The sequence below is a fragment of the Bacilliculturomica massiliensis genome (assembly GCF_900605495.1).
Lineage (GTDB): Bacteria > Bacillota > Clostridia > Peptostreptococcales > Anaerovoracaceae > Bacilliculturomica > Bacilliculturomica massiliensis.
This window is the reverse complement of record NZ_LR027603.1, coordinates 1,781,932-1,799,568: the sequence shown is the minus strand read 5'-3', so window position 1 is coordinate 1,799,568 and position 17,637 is coordinate 1,781,932. Positions and strand designations below refer to the sequence as shown.

Sequence of the window (17,637 nt, the reverse complement as noted above, 5' to 3'; positions counted from 1 at the left end):
TGCGGAACTGTCATTGTGCTGTTGGGGCGTGCGTGTCCCTGTCCGCTGAAGGAAGGGATCGTCAGTAGATCACGATATCAAAGGAAGTGTCGTCTTTCGAGTTGTTGTGGCCGCGGATATAGAGCCTGCCCCCGTCGTAGGCCTTGCCGATGGTGAAGGCGTCGCCGCAGCGCAGCTCGGAGGCGAAGTAGATCTCCATGTGCTTCATGTCGCCTAACCGCGCTTTTTCTTCCTCGCTGAAGGCGTCATAGGCGAATTCGGTGTAGCGGCAGTTGTTCACATGACCCAGCATGTCGATGTAGCTGTTGTAGGCCGTGCGCTCCTGGGCGGCGGCGAAATCCAGGTGACAGCGCAGGGTAGGGCGGGCCTCGGTGGTAAAGATGTCGGTGGGGTCGCCCACGTAAAAGGGGATCTCTTTCTTTCGATAGACCGTACGCTTTTCCAGATCGAGAAGGACGGAGAAGGTGGAACCCTTGAAAATCGTGTCGCCCGCCGCGTCCCTGAAGATCAGCTCACGGCGCCAGTAGGGCCCTTTGTGCTGAGAATGCCAGGTCTGTGCGAACAGCTTCTGGCAGCCCTCTGCCTGTTTTTCGATCTCAATGGTCATGGAGATCAGCGCCCAGGCCACGCCGTAGCCCATGATGTCCCCGGCGTTCAGGTGAAAATCGTTCAAGTGCTTCTCTGCGATCTGATTGAAAAGCACCTGATAAGCGTGGGGCTTCAGGACGCCGTTTTCGTTGATCATTGAGACTTCGGTCTCCGCTTCATAGATACAGTCAAGTTCCTCTTTCATGTCATCCTCTTTTCTGCGCTTCAATGCGCTCGGCCAGATCGTTCAGGTAGACCCATCGTTCCATTTTGAGCTCCAGTTCCGTTTCCAGGCGGCTTTTTTCATCGCCCAGCCGCTGCAGCTCTACATAATCGGTGAGATTCTGCGCCATTTTTTCTTCGCAGGCCGCGATCTGTTCTTCCAGCGACGCGATGTCGCTGTCTATGTTCTCGTATTCTCTCTGCTCCTTGAAAGAGAATTTCAGCTTGCCGGACCGGTGGCCGGGACCCTCTGGAGCCCGGGCGTTTTCACCGTTTTGCTCTCCGTCTCCGTTCTCAGCCAGGGGACCGGCGGCGGGTCTGGAATCGGCGCTTCGGGATGCTGCGGCTGAATTTCTTGCGGCTTCCGCGGTCTCTCTCTCCCGGGCTTTTTTCAGTTCCATATAATCCGAGTAACCGCCGGGATAGTGACCGATCGTTCCGTTTCCCTCATAGGCGAAAGTGCGCACGGAGATGCGGTCCAAAAAGTAGCGGTCGTGGGATACGGCGATCACCGCGCCGGGGAACGTGTCCAGATAATCCTCAAGAATAGTCAGCGTATCGATATCCAGGTCGTTGGTAGGTTCGTCCAGCAGCAGTACGTTGGGAGCTCCCATGAGGATCCCCAGCAGGTACAGACGGCGTTTTTCACCTCCGGAGAGTCTGCCAAGCTCAATGGAGTGCATGGCGGGCGGAAACAGAAAGCGTTCCAGCATCTGGGAAGCGCTGATGATCCCGTCGTTGGTCTTTACGTTGAAGGCGATGTCCTGCACGTAGTCGATAACGCGCTGCCTGTCGTCCATGTGTTCGTTTTCCTGAGAAAAATATCCGATCCGCACGGTCTCTCCGATGTCCACATCGCCGCTGTCGGGCGTTTCCTGCCCCAGAAGGATGCGCAGCAGAGTGGACTTTCCGCAGCCGTTTGGTCCCAGGATGCCGATGCGGTCGTTTCGAAGGACGGTGTAGCTGAAATCGGAGATCAGGATCTTCCCGCCGTAGGATTTGCTGATGTGAGAGAATTCGATGATCTTTCTGCCCAGCCGGCTGGCCACGGAGCTCATTTCCACCCTGGCGTCGGAGACGGTCAGTTTGCTGTCCTCAAGCTCCTTAAAGCGGTCTACGCGGAACTGCGCCTTGGTGCTTCTGGCCTGAGCGCCTCTGCGGATCCATGCCAGCTCCCGCTTGTAGAGCGCCTGCCGCTTGCGCTCGGCGGCCATGGCCATCTCCTCGCGGGCTGCTTTTTCTTCCAGATACACCTGGTAATTACCCTGATGCCGGTACAGTTTTCCGTCAGTCAGCTCCAATATGGTGTTGGCCACGCGGTCCAGAAAATAACGGTCGTGGGTGACCATGAAAATAGCGCCTTTGTAGCGGGAGAGAAACCCCTCCAGCCATTCCACCGTATCGCTGTCAATGTGGTTGGTGGGCTCATCCAGTATGAGGATGTCCGAGGGAACGCTGAAAATACCGGCCATGGCCACCCGTTTCCGCTCGCCGCCGGAGAGTTGGGATACGGGCGCGTCCAGATCGGTGATGCCCAGCTGATACAGCATGGACCGGCATTCGTAGGCGTCCTCGTCGGCTGCGTCTCTGCCGGCGAAGGCCAGGGCCTGTTCCAGAACAGAGACGTCCCGATCGATCCGGGGCGTCTGGGGTAGCCAGGCGATGCGAACGCCTCTGGTCAGCGTCACCGTACCGGAGTCCGCGTCCTCCGCACCGGCGGTGATCCGCAGCAGGGTGGACTTTCCCGTCCCATTGACGCCGATCAGCCCGATCTTGTCGCCTTCATTGATGCTGTAGGACAGACCGGAGAGAAGGGGCTTTTCTGTATATAATTTTGAAATATCGCTTGCGTTGAGTAATATCAAGGTTCTGCTCCTGTTTCTGTGGTTTAAGGGTGGTACGACGCCGGCCGGAACCGGCGCTGTTTTTTCCGGGTCTCAGCGCAGGCTCAGGGATTTCAGGACGGAGAGCACTTCGTTCTGCACGTCCATGCCTGCGGATTTGGACACCCGTCCTACCAGGGTCACAAAATCGCCACCGTCCTCCGCGGTAATGATCCAGTACTGCGCGTCTTCCTGACTGCTGGAAAGCAGGGGACTGATGCAGGCTCCCGCTCCGCCGGACAGCGTAAAATACACGGAAGGCATGATCTGGTCGCCGGAGATCTCCTCCGCCACGCTCTTCGCCGTGATGCCGTGGAAAATGGACAGGGGCGCCGCCGCGTCGTGACGGGAGGAGAGAAAGCCCAGAATGCTTGCCCGGGCCGCGCCCGGTGAGAGCTGAGTCTTCGCTTTGTCCCGGTTCCGGCCGGACGGATTGTCCGCCGGAGCGGTGGGATCGGGCAGGATCAGATTCAGGCTGATGGAATCGGACACCGCCGGGCCTGTGGTCCAGCTGGTACTGGCGGTCAGCGTAAAAGCGCCGCCGCTTGCGGTAAAGATCTGTGGAGCCGGGGCGGCGGGATCGCCGGTCCCGGTCTTGTCCTTTTCCGTATTGGACGCGCCTGCTTTATCGGCGCTGCCGGTCTTGTCAGTGCTGCCGGTCTTGTCGGTGCCATCGGATTCCTGGCCGCTGGTCTGCCCGCCGCCGTCGGAACCGCCGCCGGCGTTCTCCGCATCTCCCGTTGAAAACACCTTCTCCTGCTCAGGCGTGAGACAGATGCGGCGGGAAGGGGAGGCGATGCGGGACAGGATGATAGCCGCCTCTCCCCGGGTGATGGACTGATCAGGCCGGTAAGCGCCGGAAGCGTCGGAACCGGAGACGATCCCCGCCCGGTAGAGAGTCAGGATATCGCCGGCGTAGGGAGTGCGGGCGGCGATATCCGTCACCGCGTCCACAGCGTTGATGGGGGCCAGGGTCTCCTGAGGCACCGCGCCTGAAAAAATGTAGGCCAGCTGGGCGCGGGTGGCTTCCGCATCGTAGTCCGCGAAATCGCCGGCGCGGATGATCCCGCTGCTCAGGGCGTAATTTACAGCGCTGTCGTACCAGTTTCCTGAAGTGGTTTCGGGAAGCGTGCCGTCGCCGCCGTTGTAGATATTGTGTGTTTTTGCGGCCATGGAGATCGCCTCGCTGATCTTGACCGTGGCTTCCGGGGCGAAGGCGGTATGGCTCTTGCCGTTCATCAGACTGAGCTCAAACACGCTCTGTACGCCCTGGGAAAACCAGTCGCTTTCCGCCACATCGGAAAACTGGCCGGCGTTGTAATCCTGTTTTCTAGTGAAATTGGAGAAGCCGGGTTCCTTCTCCACGGTGATCTCATCGGCGAAGGCTGCGCCGGAGCACAGAAGCAGCGCGAGGGCCGCGGGGATCACGCGCCGCGCTGTGCGGCGCGCTCCATTGATCATGGTCATTTTCTTCATTATAATATTCTCTTTTCTTTGGTTATTTTAACGCGGACATAGGAGAGATATCTCAAACTTTTCTTGAAAAATACGGAAATATCTGAGTACGACATCCCTTATATTATAAAAAAAAACAACAGGAAATACAACCGCCCCGGCGCAATGTGTGGTAAAATAATTGCGTATGGCTTCTGTGAAGGTCCGGCGGATTATCCCGTGGGCCCGAACAGCGCGGCACGGCCCGGCGGACAGTGTCCGCGGGCGGTGTTCATGATATGCGTTCGCAGACGTGTCAGCGTCGGCGCGCGGCGTTTGCCGTCGGTGATCGCCGGCGGGGAGCCATGGCGATAACAGGAGGAACTATGAGTTTTACACATCTGCATGTACATACGGAATACAGCCTGCTTGACGGAGCGGCGCGGATCCCCGACCTCATTGCCCGGACCAGAGAGCTGGGCATGGACGCGGTGTCGATCACGGACCACGGCGTGATGTTCGGGGTCATTGATTTTTATAAAGAGGCGAAGAAGCAGGGCGTGAAACCCATCCTCGGCTGCGAAGTTTACACTGCGGCAAGAGGGAGAAAGGACAAAGACGGCTCGAAGGATAAGCATCAGGGACATCTGGTGCTGCTGGCAGAAAATGAGACCGGGTTTCACAATCTGATGAAGATCGTTTCCGTGGGTTTTACTGAAGGGTTTTATTACAAGCCACGGATCGACCACGAGGTGCTGCGTCAGCACAGCGAAGGCATCATCGCCCTGTCCGCCTGTCTGGCGGGAAAGGTGCAGAACCGCCTGCTGCAGGACGACTACGAAGGCGCGAAAGAGGAAGCGCTGGCACTGCTGGATATCTTCGGGGAGGGCAATTTCTTTCTGGAACTTCAGGATCAGGGGCTGGAGGAGGAACGCCGCATTCTGCCGGGAATGAAGCGGCTGCGGGAGGAGACGGGGATCCCCTTTGTGGCCACCAACGACGTGCACTATGTGCGCCAGGAAGACGCCAGGGCCCACGACGTGCTGCTGTGTATTCAGACAGCGGCCACGGTGGACGAGGAAGACCGCATGCGTTTTCCCAACGATCAGTTTTATCTGAAATCGGAAAAAGAGATGTCATGGCTCTTCGCGGAAATACCGGAGGCCGTTGAAAATACAGAAAAGATCGCGGACCGGTGCAACGTGGACATCACCTTTGGGGAGATCCACATTCCGGACTACGATGTGCCTGAGGGCAAGACCAGTCCCCAGTATCTGCGTGAACTGTGCTATCGCGGAATGGAAGAACGCTATGGTCTCAGGACGGAGGGCGGCGCCGGGGCGAAGGATGAGACCTTCGCAGATGAACTGCGGCAGCGTCTGGAGTATGAGCTCAGCACCATCGAGAGCATGGGCTACGTGGAATATTTCCTCATCGTCTGGGATTTTATCAATTATGCCAAGCAAAACGGCATCGTGGTGGGGCCGGGGCGGGGATCCGCCGCAGGCAGCATCGTTGCCTACTGTCTGCACATCACGGACATCGATCCCATCAAATACGGCCTGATCTTTGAACGTTTTCTCAATCCGGAGAGGGTGACCATGCCGGATATCGACATCGACTTCTGTTACGAACGGCGGCAGGAGGTCATCGACTACGTCATCCGCAAGTACGGCGAGGACAAGGTCGCTCAGATCATCACCTTTGGGACCATGAAGGCGAAGGCTGCTATCCGGGACGTGGGCCGCGTGCTGAACATGAGCTACAGCGAAGTGGACGCCATCGCCAAGATGGTGCCCTTTGACCTGAAGATGACGCTGGACAAGGCTTTAAATATGAATCCCGATCTGAAGAGAGCCTACGACAGCGACGCCCGCGTGCGGGAACTGATCGATTACGCCCGGGCGCTGGAGGGCATGCCCCGTCACGCTTCCACCCATGCGGCGGGGGTGGTGATCTCCAAAAAGAACATCAACGAATACGTGCCGCTGTATCTGGCGGATAAAGGGATCTCCACGCAGTTTACCATGACCACCATCGAAGAACTGGGGCTGCTGAAGATGGATTTCCTGGGCCTGCGCAATCTCACCGTCATCCGGGACGCGCTGGAGATGATAAAGGAAAATTGCGGTGATACCATAGATTTTTCCAGGATGACCTACGATGATCCGAAGGTTTACGAGCTGATCAGCAGCGCAAATACTCTGGGGGTGTTCCAGCTGGAAAGCGGCGGCATGCGTCAGTTTATGAAAAATCTGCACCCCGACTGCTTTGAGGATATCGTAGCCGGTATCTCGCTCTACAGACCGGGCCCCATGGCGTCGATCCCCACGTATATCGAAAATAAGAAAAATCCGGAAAAAAGTAAATATGTGGATCCCAGCCTGAAGCCGATCCTGGACGTGACGTACGGATGTATGGTGTATCAGGAACAGGTCATGCAGATCGTTCGGGACCTGGCAGGATATACTTACGGCAGGAGCGATCTGGTGCGCCGCGCCATGAGTAAGAAAAAACGTGATGTAATGGAACAGGAACGGGAATACTTTATTTATGGAAAGGATGGGGAAGACGGAACTGTTGAAATAAAAGGCTGTGTGCGAAACGGCATCCCGGAGAAGGCGGCGAAGGAGATCTACGACCAGATGATCAGCTTTGCAGAGTACGCCTTCAACAAATCCCATGCGGCGGCTTACGCCGTCGTGGCGTATGAGACCGCGTATCTGAAGACCCACTATCCCGTGGAATTTATGGCTGCGCTGATGACCAGCGTCATGGGCGACGCGGGACAGATCGCAAAATACATCAGAAACTGTGCAGAAATGGGGATCTCCGTGCTGCCTCCGGATGTGTGCGAGAGCGGCAAGAAGTTTACGGTGAAAGACGGCAAGATCCGCTTCGGGCTGCTGGGTGTAAAGAATGTGGGCGAGGGCGTGATCGAGGAGATCATCCGCGCCGGGAAGGAGCACGGCAGGCCGGCGGACATTTTTCAGTTCATCGAGCATCTCAACATCCACGAGATCAACAAGAAAGCGGTGGAGAGCCTGATCAAGGCCGGAGCGCTGGACTGCTTTCCGGGAAACCGCGCGCAGCATCTGGCGGTCTACGAGGGGCTGCTGGAATCGGCGCAGAACGATTCCCGGACGAATATCGAGGGGCAGATGTCGCTGTTTCAGATCAGTGAGACCGTGATGAACGCTCAGGGCGCGCAGAACCGCCTGCCCGATCTGACGGAGTTCGACAAATCTCTGCTCATGTCTATGGAAAAGGAAATGCTGGGCGTGTATCTGACGGCGCATCCTCTGATGGATGTGACGGAGCTCATCGAGAAGGTGGCGACCACGTCCACAGAAGAGCTGATCCACGCGGAGGAGAATCCACAGATCACAGACGGGATGGAGGTGAGGCTGGCTGGCATCATCAGTTCCAAGAAGACGCTGGTGACGAAGAAAAACACCATGATGGCCTTCGTCCAGCTGGAAGATCTCTACGGCACAATCGAGGTGATCGTTTTTCCAAATGTGTATGAGCGGGCCAGAGATCTGATCCGGGAGGACGGGATCATCGCTGTAAAGGGCACCGTTAATTTCAAGGAAGACGAGGCGCCCAAGGTTCTGGCCAACCAGGTGGTGGAGCTGAAGGAACCGGAGGAAGGAGCCGCGCCGGAGAGCATCTTCGGAAACGGGCGCCGCGGCAACCGGGATCCCGGCGAACCGTGGGGAAAGAGACCCGATCGGGAGTCCGCACCGTACGGACAGTCTGTCCAGGATGAACGGCAGCGCGGACCGGCTGACCGGCGGGGATACGGCGCAGCTGCCGTGCCCCAGCAGGGAATGGCGCAGGAATCCGGCGCCAGAGCGGTGAATCTTCTGATCCCGGCCGGCATGGACGAACGCTCGGCGCTGGGACTCATCAGCACTGTGCTGCGGGCCCATCCGGGAGACACGCCTGTGATCATCGCCGCTGCGGGCGGAAAGAAATACCGCACGAGATCCGACATGTGGATCACGGCGGACGATGGATTTTTTAAAGAGATGGAAGCTCTCATAGGGAGAGATAATATAAGGAAGTAAGAAAGCAGGTGCATATATGAAGCGTATCGGTGTGCTCACCAGCGGGGGAGATTCCCCGGGCATGAATGCGGCTATCCGCGCCGTGGTCAGAGGCGGACTCTACAACAAGATGGAGATCTACGGGATCAAGAGAGGCTACGAGGGGCTGATCAGCGGAGATATCGACGAGATGCAGATCTCTTCGGTGTCGGATATCATCCAGAGAGGCGGCACGGTGCTGCGGACGGCCAGAAGCGAACGGTTTCAGACGCCGGAAGGGTTTAAGCGCGCTCTGGACATGATCGAGAATTTCGAGATCGAGGGGCTGGTGGTGATCGGCGGCGACGGTTCCCTGCGGGGAGGGTTGGATCTGACGAAGGCGGGCGTGCCTGTGATGGGACTTCCCGGCACCATCGACAACGATCTGGCTTATACGGATTTTACCATAGGCTTTGACACGTCGGTGAACACGGCCCTCTCAGCCATCGGCAATATCCGGGATACGTCCTCCTCCCACGGACGGGCCACCGTGGTGGAAGTAATGGGAAGAAACTGCGGGGATATCGCCCTCTACGCCGGTCTTTCCGGAGGCGCTGAGACGATACTCATCCCCGAGGTCCCCGTGGACATCAACGCGGTCTGCCGCAAGCTGATCCAGGGCAGGAACCGGGGGAAACTGCACAGTATAATCATCCGGGCGGAAGGCGTGGCCATGTCCTCCGCGGATCTGGCGGACATGATCGAAGAGCGCACCGGCATGGAGACGAAGGTCGTCGTTCTGGGCTATATCCAGAGAGGCGGATCCCCAACGGCCAGAGACCGTCTGATGGCCAGCCGCATGGGATACCGGGCAGTGGAACTGCTGCTGGCGGACAGCGGGAGCAGAGCCATCGGGATCAGAGGATCGGAGATCGTGGATTATGATCTGGAAGAGGCTCTGAAAATGAAGCGCCCTCACGATGAATCCATTATTGACCTGGCGGAGATTTTGTCGTAAAATAGGACGGTCTGACAGTACGGCGGGCGGCGTACAGCCTGCGGGGGCGAGACGCGTCCGTCCGGGATCGTCAGAGAATGTGGCCGGGTCATCCGGCAAATGTGGCCGGATCATCCGGCAAAATCTGTGTAGGACCTGCCGGAGTCCGACGGTTTGCCGCGGGCGCGGAGCAAGGTCTGCAAAAGGAGAAAAAGAAAGAATATGGGAAACGAGACAGTACAGATGGTGTTCGGACTCCTGGGAGGCCTGGCTGTTTTCATCTACGGTATGAATCTGATGAGCGAAGGACTTCAGAAGGTCGCCGGAGAGAAAATGAGGTCGGTCCTGGGGCTGCTGACGAAGAATCCTTTCGTAGGAGTTCTGGCGGGGGCCCTGACCACGGCTGTTCTGCAGAGCAGCAGCGCTACCACGGTAATGGTGATCGGCTTTGTCAGCGCAGGACTCATGAACTTGCCGCAGGCGATCAGTATCATCCTCGGCGCAAACATCGGTACGACGATGACGGCACAGCTCATCGCATTCAAGCTGGATGATTACATCTGGCCCATCATCTTTATTGGTTTTCTGCTCTTTTTTGCGGCCAAGAAGCCGCAGATCAAATTTGTGGGACAAACAGTCTTCGGCTTCGGACTTCTGTTCCTGGGCATCATGTATATGGGAAGCACCATGAAGCCGCTGGTGGCGCTGCCGTTTTTCTCGGATCTGATGCTTGAGGTCAGCGAGATACCCGTTCTGGGCGTCATTTTGGGTACGGTAATGACGGTGATCGTGCAGAGCAGCAGCGCAGTCATCGCCGTGCTGCAGAATCTGGCGTCCCAGGCAGGGCCGGACGGCGCCAGCATCATTGGACTGGAGGGCGCGCTGCCCATTTTGTTCGGCAGCAATATCGGAACCACCATCACGGCCATCCTGGCCACCATCGGAGGTTCCACCAACGCCAAGCGGACGGCTGCGGCCCACACTATCTTCAACATTTCGGGCACGCTGATCTTCATGTGGTTCATCCCTCAGTTCTGCGGGATCGTGCGGCTGGTCTCGCCGCCTGGACCGGAACTGGCCATTATTTCCCGGGAGATCGCCAACGCCCATTCTATCTTCAATATCGTGTGTACCCTGCTGTGGCTGCCCTTTGTTGGTTTTCTCGTAAAACTGGTGACAAGGCTGCTGCCGGAGAAGGAAGAAGAGCTGGTGGCCACCTGTACGCCGCTCTATCTCGATTACAAGATCATCGATCAGCCGGTATTCGCGCTGCATCTGGCTACCCGGGAACTGTCCCGCATCGCTCAGATGATCCTCCCCATGCTGAAATCTGCGGAGAAAGCGTTCTTTGAGGGAGATGAGAGCGCTGTGGACGAGGTCACGGAGCTGGAAGAAAATATCGACGCTCTGCAGGCGGCCACGGTGAAGTACATGTCCTCCATCTTTGCGGGGGGCGGCCTGACGGCTCACCAGTCGGCGCAGATCTCCGGGCTGATGCACGTGGCCGGAGACATTGAGCACATGGGCGACCAGTGCCAGAACATCGCGGAGTTTGCCAGGGAGAAAATGGAGAAGGGCTACCGTTTCTCAGATCGGGCGGTGCTGGAGCTGTCCGGCGGTTTTGCCCAGGTCAAAAGCATCGTGGAGGATACGATCCGCGCGCTGAACGACGGCCATGAAGATCTGGCCCGGGACGTGCTGGTGCAGGAGGACGCTCTGGATCATCTGGAACTGCGGCTCAGAAATCACCATCTGGAGCGGCTGGAACGGGGCGAGTGTTCGCCGGAGTTCACAGTGCTCTACACCGACGTGCTGCACAATCTGGAAAAGATCGGCGATTACTGCAAAAATATCGCTCAGGCGGTGCTCAAGGATATCAACTTCAACTCGAAGGAGTACGCGGAATAGGAAAAAGGCCGGCTGCAGAAAACTGCGGCCGGCCTTTTTCGATCCTTCTGCTTCTGTTTCACCCGCCATATCTTTTTCTGATCATATTCTGAGTGGGCTGCATATCTTAAGTGGTTGCATTTCGCAAGCGGGCTGCGTTTCCTGGGAGGGCTGCGTTTCCCGAATGGCTGCATATCCTGGGAGGGGGGCATATCCCGAGAGGGCTGCATATCTCGAATGGCTGCATGTCCTAAATGGGCGGCCGCTGGTCGGATGCAGGGAGAGCTGGATAGCTGGACCGCTTAACTGCTAGATGGTTTGATGGGTTGATCGTTTGAAGATCGGACCGCAGGATAGGTGAAAATGACAAAAAAAATTAAATATCACCTATATTCACGTAGAAAGCAACAGATATTAACCAATATTTTACATAAAATGGGCGAAAACTTAATAAAATAATGATTCTCACCTATTTGGAAGCTCTTTTTCGGTGAGATTGAGAAAAAAATCTGTATTTCGCCTATTCGTGATCAGAATCAGCCGCCGGCCAGGTACTGAAAGCCCAACGGTGCAAAGCATTCAACAGAGACCGGCGGCCGATGGGCTGTCTGCAGGCGACGGACAGGCGATCCGTCGCCTGCAGGATATTAATAACTGCGACAGCTCCGCCGCCAATCAGATATAACGGTCCTGAGGACCCGCCACCGGCCAGATATCACCAGTCCCGGGGGGACCCACTGCCGGCCAGATATCACCAGTCCCGGGAGACCCGCCACCGGCCAGATACCGCCAGCCCCGGGGGAGACCCGCCACCGGCCAGATATCACCAGCCCCAGGACACCCGCCGCCAGCCAGATACCGCAGCCCCGGAGTACCCGCACTCCGCAGGGAACCGACAGCCGTCCGCCCGGCTATGCCGTCATAAGGGAGACAAAATACCGGAAGAGCGGTTCGGCGTCTGCCGCGCCTTCGGTGGGTGTCAGCACCATGTTTTCCGGGTGCCACTGCAGGCCGAAGACGGGCAGCGATCGGTGAACGATGGCTTCGATGATGCAGTCGTCTGTGCCTTCGATGGGGTGGGATGGGGAGGATGGGCCCATCCCGCATCGGTCCAGCCAGGCTTTCTGCTCAGCCGCCGTGATTTCGTCGCTGAACCAGGTCTGGGCCGCGGAAAAGCCGTCGGCCAGCCTGCGGACCGCCTGATGGTGCTTGGTATTGATCACTGCGCGGTCCCCGTAAAGACTGTGGAGGAAGAGGCCGGGAGTACAGACAGAGTCGTGTACGGTCTCTGTATTTTCCACGTAGCGGTGGATGTCTTCGCAGCGGATATGCTGGATGAGACTTCCGCCAAAATAGACGTTGAGAAGCTGCATGCCGCGGCAGATCCCCATGAGAGGAAGGCCGCGCGCGATGGCCCCTTCGATCATTTCAAGCTGCTGCCTGTCCAGCTCGGGGTCCACGTCGCGGCTGCCGTTTTCTGCCTCGCCCCACCGGCTGGGGGCGATGTCGGGAAATCCTCCGGGAAAGATGACAGCGCCGCACTGATCCAGAGCGGCGGGATCCAGGGAGACGAAGGGATTCAGTCCCAACAGGGCCGCCGCGTCGACGCAGTTTTTCGTACATTTCTGAGGATCGTCCGGCCCTGCCACAAGTATTTTTTTCATAGGTTCTGGTTCCTTTCTTTTATCGGTGCGGAGGAGGGGCTGTCCACCTCCGGAAGGCGTCGGCTGAGAGTGAAATTCTATTCTTGTCAATTGAAGCTACTGTTCGTGCCGCACAAGAATCTTATACCGCACAAAAATGGTCTGAAATCACAGGTCGAGCCGGATTTCAGACCGCTTTTTTCATTCCGGCCCGCAGACAGGGCCGGATATTCTTTTTCCTTTGTCAATTTTACTGTCGATATCCGCTTTATCTGCGCATATCAGGCCGGCACAACGATGACTTCCGCGCTTCCCAGAATTTTGTTGGCCAGCTGTGCGATGATCGTATCGCTGTTGCCGCTTTCCTTTCCGGATTCACCCATGATGACGTGGGTGATATTATTTTTCATGACCTGTTCCACCAGCGTCTTCAGTATGTCGTCAGAGCGGAGAACGGTAAGGCTGGCGCCGTAATCGTGCGCGATCTCGTACAGATATTCCAGAGCGTCGCCGTCCTTGGCGGTCCCCAGAAATTTATACTGTTTTCCTATGACGTGTACGACGAATAAATCCCCCTTTTCTTCGCCCAGAAAATTGTAGCCGAATTGGATCAGACGTTCGCAGTTTCGCTGCTGCGTCACGCAGACCATCACGTTTTTCATTTTGCTGCTACCCCCGTTTGGACCGGCAGGAAGTGGCTCTGCCGGATGAAAGAATCATGCTATAACATTTGTATCGCAGGGCCCTGACTGCGGGCGCGCCCGCGAGAGTCGTACCCTACATTCAATTATACAGGATTTCGGAGAGAATAACCACAGGTACGAGAGAATTAATGAAGAAATGTGCGGAGAAAATCCGGAAACATTTTGTCGAAGATCTGCGGGGGATTTTTTTGGCCGTCACAGTCCCGGGCTCTTGTAACGGCGGGGAAGTGCGTGTAAAATAGGGAAGGGGGTTTGTATGGAGCGAACAATTTTGCACTGTGATATGAACGGCTTTTACGCATCTGTAGAGCTTCTTTCACGTCCGGACCTGAAAGGGCTGCCGGTGGCGGTGTGCGGGAGTCCGGACAACAGACACGGCATTATATTGGCAAAAAATGAGAAGGCCAAGGCCTTTGGCGTCGTCACGGCGGAAACGGTCTGGCAGGCCAGAAAAAAATGTCCGGAGCTGAGACTGGTGCGTCCACATCACGATCGCTACCGGGAGTATTCCCTGATGATCAACGACATTTATCAGCGGTATACGGACATGGTCGAGCCTTTCAGCATCGATGAATCGTGGCTTGACGTGTCGGCCAGCTTAAATCTATTCGGCTCAGGAGAAAAGATCGCCGACGAGATCCGATCCACAGTAAGATCCGAACTGGGTCTGACCCTTTCGGTGGGCGTCTCATTCAATAAGATCTTCGCCAAGATGGGAAGCGAATACAAAAAGCCCGACGCTACCACGGTGATCTCCCGGGAGAATTATAAAGACATCCTGTGGCCCATGCCCGTGCGGGAGCTTTTTTTTGTGGGGCAGGCCACGGCGGATAAACTGATCAGAATGGGTATCCGCACCATCGGCGATCTGGCGGCCGCCGACCGGAGGCTGCTGGTCTCTGTGCTTGGGAAGCAGGGCGGTCAGCTGTGCGATTACGCCCGGGGCGAGGATGAAAGCCCCGTGGCGCTGTATCGGGAGCGTCAGGAGGTCAAGTCAGTGGGAAATGGAATGACCTTCCGGAGGAATCTGCTGGGGCTTTCCGACTGCCGGACGGCGGTCACGGCGTTGGCGGACAAGGTGTCTACCCGACTGCGGGGCCACGGGCTGAAGTGCGGCGGGGTGAAAGTGGACATCAGGGACCCTGATTTCAAGACGATCTCAAGGCAGAAGCAGCTGGATATGACCACCAATCTGGGCGAGGAGATCGCCAGGGCGGCCATGGAGCTCATCTCTGCAAGCTGGAATCCGGATAAACCCATCCGGCTGATCACGGTGACGGCGATCTCGCTGTGCCCTGAGGACAGCGCCGAACAGCTGTCCCTTTTTACAGCGGGGAGCAGGGACCGGGAAAAGCAGGAGAAGGTGGAGAGGACGATGGATTCCATTCGGGCAAAATACGGCGGCAGCGCCATAACCTTCGGCGGTATCGTGAAGAATGACATCGGCATCGAGCTGTACGAAGAAGAGGAGGTAAATAATGAAAAAGAGTAAATGGATGAGAAGGATCACAATGACGGCGGCTGTGCTGCTGGCGCTGGCGGCGGCCCTCGGCGGCTGCGGCGGGCAGGACCAGGGGGAAAGAGCAGGCGGATCGGGCGGGCAGGATCAGGGCGGACAGGCCTCGGTATCGCAGCCCATCAGGATCGCGGCGCTGAACGGACCCACAGGCATGGGAATGGCCCCGCTCATGGATAACGAGAACTACAAGATCACCGTGTACCAGAGTCCCGACGAGGTGGTCGGGAAGGTGACCTCCGGCGAGGTGGACGTGGCCGCGGTGCCGTCCAACATGGCTTCGATCCTGTACAACAAGACGGAAGGCAAGGTCGGACTGGCGGCGGTGAATACCGGCGGCGTTCTATACGTGCTGGAAAACGGAACGGCGGTGAACGGGCTGTCCGATCTCAGGGGCAAGACCATCTATGCCAGCGGGCAGGGCGGAGCGCCGGAATACATTCTGCGCAGGCTGCTGGCGGACGCGGGACTGGCTGAATCGGACGTCAATATCCAGTGGCTGGCAAATCACAGCGACGTAGCCTCGTCTGCTTCCGTTGAGGAAGGAGCGGTGGCGCTGCTGCCGGAGCCCTTTGTGACCGTGACCACCGGGAAAAATCCTGATATGAGAGTGGCGGCGGATCTCAACGCCATCTGGAAGGAAACTTACGGACAGGAGCTGCCTATGGGCGTGACCATCGCCTCCAGGTCGATGATCGACGACCGGTCGGAAGATCTGCAGATCTTCCTGCGGGATTATGAGGAGGCGGTCAACTTTGTAAATCAGAACCCCGCGGAGGCGGCGCAGATGATCGCAGATGCGGGGATCGCTGCGGACGCGGCCGTGGCTGAGAAGGCCATTCCGCGGTGCAATATCATTTTCCTGTCGTGCGGCGATGCGAAAGCGGCGCTGGAGCCTTTCTATCAGATATTATTTGAGATGGAGCCAAAGTCGTTAGGAGGAAAGCTTCCGGATGAAACGTTCTACTACGTTTATTAATGCCGGCGGACCCGTCAGGGCTCTGATGATCGGCTTGTTTTGGCTGCTGATCTGGCAGGCGGTCTATATGGTGATGGAGAAGGACTACATTGTACCTTCTCCTTTTCATACGGCGGAAGTCCTGGTCTCCATGCTGGGTACGGGGGAATTCTATGTGGATACGGCGGTGACGCTGGGCAGAGTGCTGTCTGGCATGGCGCTGTCCTTTGCGGCTGGGGCGGTCAGCGCGGTGCTGGCGTATTTCGTTCCCTTTGTGCGAATGCTTCTGGGAGGGGTGGCCGCGGCCTTCAAGGCGATGCCCGTGATGTCGGTGATCCTCTTTGCCATTCTCTGCATGGTCTCCGGCTTAGTGCCGGTCTTTGCCTGTTTCCTGATGTGTTATCCTGTGGTACACACCAATCTGCTGGAGGGTCTGGACAGTATCGGAGAAGAATATCTGGAGCTCTGCCGGGCTTATCGCATCGACTTTCGCAAACGGCTGCGGCAGGTGTACCTGCCGGCGATCTCCGCCAACATAAAGGCCGCCCTCAGTCTGATTTCCGGACTTTCGTGGAAAGCGGTGGTGGCGGCTGAAGTGCTGGCCAGCCCCGCCCATTCTATGGGATATCAGCTTCTTACGGCCAAGGTCTATCTGGAAGCCGACCGGCTGTTTGCCTGGACCATCGCCATCATCATTCTGTCCATTCTCTTTGAGAAAGGGGTGAGGGAGGCGCTGAAATGGATGTAGAAAAGAACAGGGTAAAGGACGCGGCCGTGGAGATACGCCATCTGAGGAAGGCGTACGGGGAACTGCCGCTCTACGACGGATTCTCTTTCGATATCGAAAGAGGCGCGGTGACCGTGCTCACCGGACCGTCAGGATGCGGAAAGACTACGCTGCTGCGGATGATCGCCGGGCTGGCGGAGCCGGACGGCGGCAGCATCGTGTTCAAAGGCTTCGCGGAGCCGGGCGGCGGCTCCGCGAGACCGGAGGGCGCGAAAGAGATAAGACCGACAGGACCAGCGGACGGCTCGGAAACGATGAATCCAGTGAAACGGGAAAAAACAGTCAAAAGGGAAAAAACGGCGGAACGGGATCCGTCGGCAGCGATCCTCTTTCAGGAAGACCGGCTGCTGCCCTGGCTCACGGTGAGGGAGAACATGCGGCTGGTACTGCCACGGGAAGCGGAAGGTCAGCAGGCAGAAGAAAGGCTGGAAGAACTTCTGAGTCTGCTGGAACTGTCCGGATTTGGAGATTATTATCCGGAGAAGCTCTCCGGAGGAATGCGGCGGAGGGCGGCTATCGGACGGGTTCTGCTCTACGCAGACAGCGCGGAATATGTTAGAGACCGGGAATGTGAAGGCCGTGGGCAGTTTGCCGGGCCGGAGCGCCAGGACTGCCCATGCAGCCCGGCAGGCGGCGCAGGCCGGGGCGGGATGCTGCTGCTCATGGACGAGCCGTTCAAGGGCCTGGACGACGCGCTGAAGATGCGGGTCATGGCGGCCCTGTCCGCTGAGTGGAAGAAGAAAGGCAGCACGGTGGTGCTGGTCACCCACGACAGAAAAGACGCCGGATTTCTGGGCGACCGGCTGTGGGAGTTTTCCGGTCAGCCGGTGGAGGCCAGGCTGGTCTACAGTCGGTGAGTTCTTTTTTCCGGCCTGTGGACCTGACTGGAACAACCGGCTCTCAGACAGCCGTCAGACGGCCGTCTGACGGCCGGCGGCCGGACTGCGGAGGGGCCGGTTCTGTCGCTTTCTGTTGACGGAAATCGTG

General features: G+C 57.6%; 12 protein-coding genes. 7 read left to right on the top strand and 5 right to left on the bottom strand.

Translation table 11 applies throughout. The features are described 5' to 3' along the window. Nucleotides 1-61 precede the first annotated feature (61 nt). The 3 genes from E0E37_RS17325 to E0E37_RS17315 all read right to left on the bottom strand — a co-directional run bounded on the left by E0E37_RS17325 (nucleotide 62) and on the right by E0E37_RS17315 (nucleotide 4,169). Nucleotides 62-793, bottom strand: coding sequence for an acyl-ACP thioesterase domain-containing protein (locus tag E0E37_RS17325; protein ID WP_130864227.1), 732 nt, complete (start codon nucleotides 791-793; stop codon nucleotides 62-64). 1 nt (nucleotide 794) lies between these two features. Further along, entirely contained in the window at nucleotides 795-2,675 is a 1,881-nt protein-coding gene (locus E0E37_RS17320) for an ABC-F family ATP-binding cassette domain-containing protein (RefSeq protein WP_130864226.1), read from the bottom strand. A 72-nt stretch (nucleotides 2,676-2,747) separates the two neighbouring features. Next, nucleotides 2,748-4,169 carry an S-layer homology domain-containing protein gene (locus E0E37_RS17315; protein ID WP_130864225.1) on the bottom strand — a complete coding sequence of 474 codons (1,422 nt, stop codon included), beginning with the start codon at nucleotides 4,167-4,169 and terminating at the stop codon, nucleotides 2,748-2,750. A gap of 344 nt (nucleotides 4,170-4,513) precedes the next feature. Between E0E37_RS17315 and E0E37_RS17310 the strand changes: the two genes are divergently transcribed. The 3 genes from E0E37_RS17310 to E0E37_RS17300 all read left to right on the top strand — a co-directional run bounded on the left by E0E37_RS17310 (nucleotide 4,514) and on the right by E0E37_RS17300 (nucleotide 11,063). Then, a complete protein-coding gene (locus E0E37_RS17310) occupies nucleotides 4,514-8,200 on the top strand; it encodes a DNA polymerase III subunit alpha (RefSeq protein WP_130864224.1) in 3,687 nt (1,228 codons plus the stop codon). A gap of 16 nt (nucleotides 8,201-8,216) precedes the next feature. Continuing rightward, entirely contained in the window at nucleotides 8,217-9,176 is a 960-nt protein-coding gene (gene pfkA, locus E0E37_RS17305; protein WP_130864223.1) for a 6-phosphofructokinase, read from the top strand. 201 nt (nucleotides 9,177-9,377) lie between these two features. Next, on the top strand, nucleotides 9,378-11,063 hold the full coding sequence (locus E0E37_RS17300) for a Na/Pi cotransporter family protein (protein WP_130864222.1): 1,686 nt from the start codon (nucleotides 9,378-9,380) through the stop codon (nucleotides 11,061-11,063). 890 nt (nucleotides 11,064-11,953) lie between these two features. Here the strand turns inward: E0E37_RS17300 and E0E37_RS17295 are convergent. Next, nucleotides 11,954-12,706 carry a gamma-glutamyl-gamma-aminobutyrate hydrolase family protein gene (locus E0E37_RS17295; RefSeq protein ID WP_130864221.1) on the bottom strand — a complete coding sequence of 251 codons (753 nt, stop codon included), beginning with the start codon at nucleotides 12,704-12,706 and terminating at the stop codon, nucleotides 11,954-11,956. A gap of 260 nt (nucleotides 12,707-12,966) precedes the next feature. Continuing rightward, on the bottom strand, nucleotides 12,967-13,347 hold the full coding sequence (locus E0E37_RS17290) for an adenine nucleotide alpha hydrolase family protein (protein ID WP_130864220.1): 381 nt from the start codon (nucleotides 13,345-13,347) through the stop codon (nucleotides 12,967-12,969). Nucleotides 13,348-13,645: 298 nt separating this feature from the next. Here E0E37_RS17290 and dinB point away from each other — a divergent pair, with 298 nt between their 5' ends. Genes dinB through E0E37_RS17270 form a run of 4 tightly spaced genes read left to right on the top strand, consistent with a single transcriptional unit; the run spans nucleotide 13,646 to nucleotide 17,507 of the window. Further along, complete coding sequence (dinB, locus tag E0E37_RS17285) at nucleotides 13,646-14,881, top strand: DNA polymerase IV (protein WP_130864219.1); 1,236 nt, start codon at nucleotides 13,646-13,648, stop codon at nucleotides 14,879-14,881. Continuing rightward, entirely contained in the window at nucleotides 14,868-15,884 is a 1,017-nt protein-coding gene (locus E0E37_RS17280; RefSeq protein WP_246019775.1) for an ABC transporter substrate-binding protein, read from the top strand. Before dinB ends, E0E37_RS17280 begins: the two co-directional genes overlap by 14 nt. Beyond that, nucleotides 15,859-16,611 carry an ABC transporter permease gene (locus E0E37_RS17275; RefSeq protein WP_130864218.1) on the top strand — a complete coding sequence of 251 codons (753 nt, stop codon included), beginning with the start codon at nucleotides 15,859-15,861 and terminating at the stop codon, nucleotides 16,609-16,611. The genes E0E37_RS17280 and E0E37_RS17275 overlap by 26 nt, the downstream gene beginning before the upstream one ends. Next, on the top strand, nucleotides 16,602-17,507 hold the full coding sequence (locus E0E37_RS17270; protein WP_130864217.1) for an ATP-binding cassette domain-containing protein: 906 nt from the start codon (nucleotides 16,602-16,604) through the stop codon (nucleotides 17,505-17,507). The genes E0E37_RS17275 and E0E37_RS17270 overlap by 10 nt, the downstream gene beginning before the upstream one ends. The last annotated feature ends 130 nt before the right edge of the window (nucleotides 17,508-17,637 follow it).